At 37.2% G+C, this 3688-nt stretch carries 3 protein-coding genes; 2 read left to right on the top strand and 1 reads right to left on the bottom strand.

Annotation, left to right across the window (positions count from 1 at the left end):
- Positions 1 to 654, top strand: a 654-nt coding sequence (locus V7164_RS16640) for a TetR/AcrR family transcriptional regulator (RefSeq protein ID WP_335354640.1), incomplete at its 5' end; no start/stop codon positions are given.
- 97 nt (positions 655 to 751) lie between these two features.
- On the top strand, positions 752 to 1372 hold the full coding sequence (locus tag V7164_RS16635) for a CPBP family intramembrane glutamic endopeptidase (protein ID WP_335348252.1): 621 nt from the start codon (positions 752 to 754) through the stop codon (positions 1370 to 1372).
- A gap of 250 nt (positions 1373 to 1622) precedes the next feature.
- On the opposite strand, the gene V7164_RS16630 is transcribed toward V7164_RS16635, so the two are convergent.
- Positions 1623 to 3347 carry an alpha/beta hydrolase family protein gene (locus V7164_RS16630; protein ID WP_335354639.1) on the bottom strand — a complete coding sequence of 575 codons (1725 nt, stop codon included), beginning with the start codon at positions 3345 to 3347 and terminating at the stop codon, positions 1623 to 1625.
- Between the last annotated feature and the right edge of the window lie 341 nt (positions 3348 to 3688).

Here is a 3688-nt window from a genome sequence, read left to right as displayed (position 1 = left end):
AATCACACGAGGTTCATTTATTTAATGGAGGTGCAGCAGGTTATGCCGAAAGTAAGCGAAGAACATAAGGAGCAAAGGATACATCAGATATTAATGGCCTCAATGGAGGTGTTTAAACGAAAAGGATATGAAAAAGCCACACTCAAGGATATTGTTGAAGAAGCAGGGATGAGCCGGGGATGGATTTATTTATATTTCAAAGATAAGATCGAAATATTCGAAGCCCTACTGAATTATCTGGATGAACAACTGGATGATTCTTTATCACTTAAGAACTTGAAAGTTCAGTCCGCATTCGAAAAGCTTAGAGATTTTTTAGAAAGTAATAAATTAATTTTTCCTACAATTGATGAAAGTATTTATCCAGCTATTTATGAATTTTGGATATCGAGCTGGAGAGAACCAAGGGCAAAAGAGTTTTTTTTGAATCGATATGATAAAACTGTTCAGTTATTTTTAAACTTGCTTCATGCAGGGATAGAACAGGGTGAATTTCAGCTTTCAATACCAGCAGAAGAGATTGTAAAAATCATTATGTCCAGTATGGACGGAATTTTAGTCCACAGTTTGGCATTTGGCGCAGAGAAAATTGATGCTAATAAACAAATTGATAGTCTGCTGCAAAGAGTTGAAAAGTTATTGAATATATCCTAATTCATTCTTTTAGGCAATTTACAAGAAGTAAAATATCTTTAATAGGGTGATTGCTATATTTACGTTAAATAGTAAAAGAAATAGAACAGTAGTTTTATTGTCACCCATTTTCATTATTTTCATCGTCCATTGGATTGCATCCATAAGTTATCAGTATATTCCTGATTATTGCTGGATGATAACGGCAGCTTCCTATTGGGGTTTAACCGGATTAATGAAATTATTGTTCGTACCGGCAGAAGTATATAAGGATTGGCTGAAAAAACCAGTCTTTATAAAAAAATGGCTATTGTTCGGGCTATTGATTGGAATTTTCCCTGCTGTTGGCATTTTACTTCCAAATGTAAATTTACTGTTAGAGTATCCGCATATAACACTGTTTTTGCTTTTATTTGCCCTTATCAATCCATGGTTTGAGGAAGGCTATTGGAGAGGATTATTGCTGGATGCAGGGGAGAGTTTCCCTAGACGGGTAACTATTATGTATTCAACTCTATTATTTGTATTAAGTCATCCATTTATGTGGGGAGTCTTTTCTATAGCGAATCGTTCTTATCAAATGTATATTAGCTTAGTTGTAATGGGAATCATCTGGTCACTCATCCGTTATAGAACGAGTAGTTTAAGGTGGAGTGTTTATTCCCATATGCTTGTTGATGTAGGAAATTTATCTGTATTTGTATTTTTAAATTTGTATATTCCTCCCGGGATGTCATAAATCTTATTTCTACTAAAGCAAGGAATTTTCCATGTATACCCTGCAAATGTATCTTTCATTTACAATTTTTGCAATAGCTGTAACATACTCCACAACCGTACGTGGGGTAAGCTGTGCAGAGGACTGACGTTTTGGTTTTTGTTATGGAAAGGTATATTTATTCAAAAAAAGCAGCTGACAAATACGAGCTATTTTTGCCAGCTGCTTAACTTATTTAGGTACTTTCTTGACTACCCCTTTTAATTTAACATTAACCCTCATTCAATTCTTTCAATTTCGCCTTTGAAGGTGTCCTATAATCTACATATCCCTTCATATTCGTCACATAGTAACCGCCGCCGAGCCCATATTGGCCGCCGAATTTATCGTCTTGACGGTAGACGCGGTATTGCTCGCCTGGCTTAAGGATCCTTTCAAAGACAAGCTTATCGCCTTCGCGCTTCCAGAGGTTAATTGGTTTTGTAATAGTGACTTTCCCAATTTGTCCTTTTTTCATTAATAAGCTGTCCCAATACACCATTTTCGCAGGACTGCTTGGCTCCTGTGGCTTACTTATCACTTCTTTAATTTCACCTGTTTTCACCCATTGGGCAATATCCGAAATGAATTCCTGTGGAACATTACCTTGTGTCATGTATTCTGTCATTCCGTCTATTTGGCCCTTAAAGTTAACAAGCATGTGGAACATATCAGGATAGAGTTTGTAATCTACGTTGTCACGGTCTTTTAGCGCTTTTTTCCAAGCATCTAATTCTGAAGAAGGTACTTGAATATCCTTTCCTCCTTGAAGAAGTAAGGTAGGAACTGATTGTTTTTTCGCAAGCTCGGCTGGAACGAAATCACGAAGATCAAACCACCAGTAAGATGGCGTAAACTGGAAATTAGCCGGTAAATTGTCAGCTGAATATTGGGGGTCATCCAATAAAGAAAATTGTTCCTTGAAGAAAGCCACGCTGGCTTCAGCAGCTTTTACCTGCTCAGCAGGTACGTTCATATCCTTTGCCCTCTGTAATTGCTGCTCAACCTGCCAGATCATGAGTTCATGGAATTTCCCAGAAGGGCCGGCTGCTCCAATAACCCCTTTAATATCTTTGTTCTTGTCATTATCGATAATCATTGGAAGGGCAAAAGCTCCCTGGCTGTGGCCAAATACAAAGATATTTTCAGCATCAATTTCTGGCATAGCCTTTAATTTTTCTACAGCTAAATTAGCATCAAGTACTGTTTCATCCTTGATAGTAAACTTCGGTGTTAAATAGCTTTTAATCGCATGGGAGTATGTTCTTTTGTCATAACGCAGGACAGCTACACCTTCATTCACGAGTCCTACAGCCATATCACGAAATGGCTTTAATGAAGCAAACGTTTCATCCATATCATGTGCCCCAGAACCATGAACAAGGACGACAACAGGAAATGGACCTTCTCCTTTTGGCACTGTCAAAACTCCCGGAATGGTGAATTCTCCATCTCCAAAAACTACCTGCTTTTCAGTATAATTTTCTGGATGATTGTAGGAAGGATTAAGATATTGCCCTGGTACAGCGTATGTATTGAAAAGCATGTCGTCAATCTGCCCAGCATCGTTTAATCGCAAAACAAGCTCGTACACACCTTGATCAGCTGTCACTGTGAAAGCGGCATTCGTGTGCACTCCATTCTTTTTGATATCTTTTAACGTGATTTCTTTTGTTTTTCCAAATTGTGCTTCTGTTAGGCCTGCAATAAGGGTTGGCAGCTGTTCCTTTGCTACTTTTGCTTGAAGGCTGTTACTTAAGTGGCCGTATGCTTTTTCCCAATCCGTAGTTTTAAAAAGATCAGCATATTCCTTTGCCTTTTTTTCAAAATTGACTTCGTTAATGTTTTCCGCTGCTGAGACCTGATGTTCGGACAAAAGTCCGCCTGCAATTCCTGATAAACCAATTGAACCGGCGAGTGCTAGCTTTCCAAGCGAAATCATAATCTTATTACCCAATGAAATTCCTCCTCTATTTTTAATTCTATTAATAATACGAATGAAAGAGCAGAAAGTTCACATTTTTAAAAAAATATTAGATTGGTAACACTTGCGATGGCTTCTTTGAAATCCTTTACAGCCTTCAAAGGATTGTTTTCTTCGTCTTGGTCATAGGTGAATCTTTTTCAGCAAGAATAAGCCAGTTTAATAATGGGGAGGATGAAAATAGTATAGAAAAGTATGGGATCCGAAATTTGAAACTTTTCTCTCGAGAAAAATAATTAAGAATTATTTTTTATTTTTTAATCCTTAAAAAAAATGTTAAAATAAACCCTTGTGGTTTGTACAAATTAAACTTC

Source organism: Bacillus sp. JJ1474 (assembly GCF_036965225.1).
Lineage (GTDB): Bacteria > Bacillota > Bacilli > Bacillales > Cytobacillaceae > Cytobacillus.
Note: the sequence above shows the minus strand (reverse complement) of the source record. Positions and strands in the feature narration are given on the sequence as shown.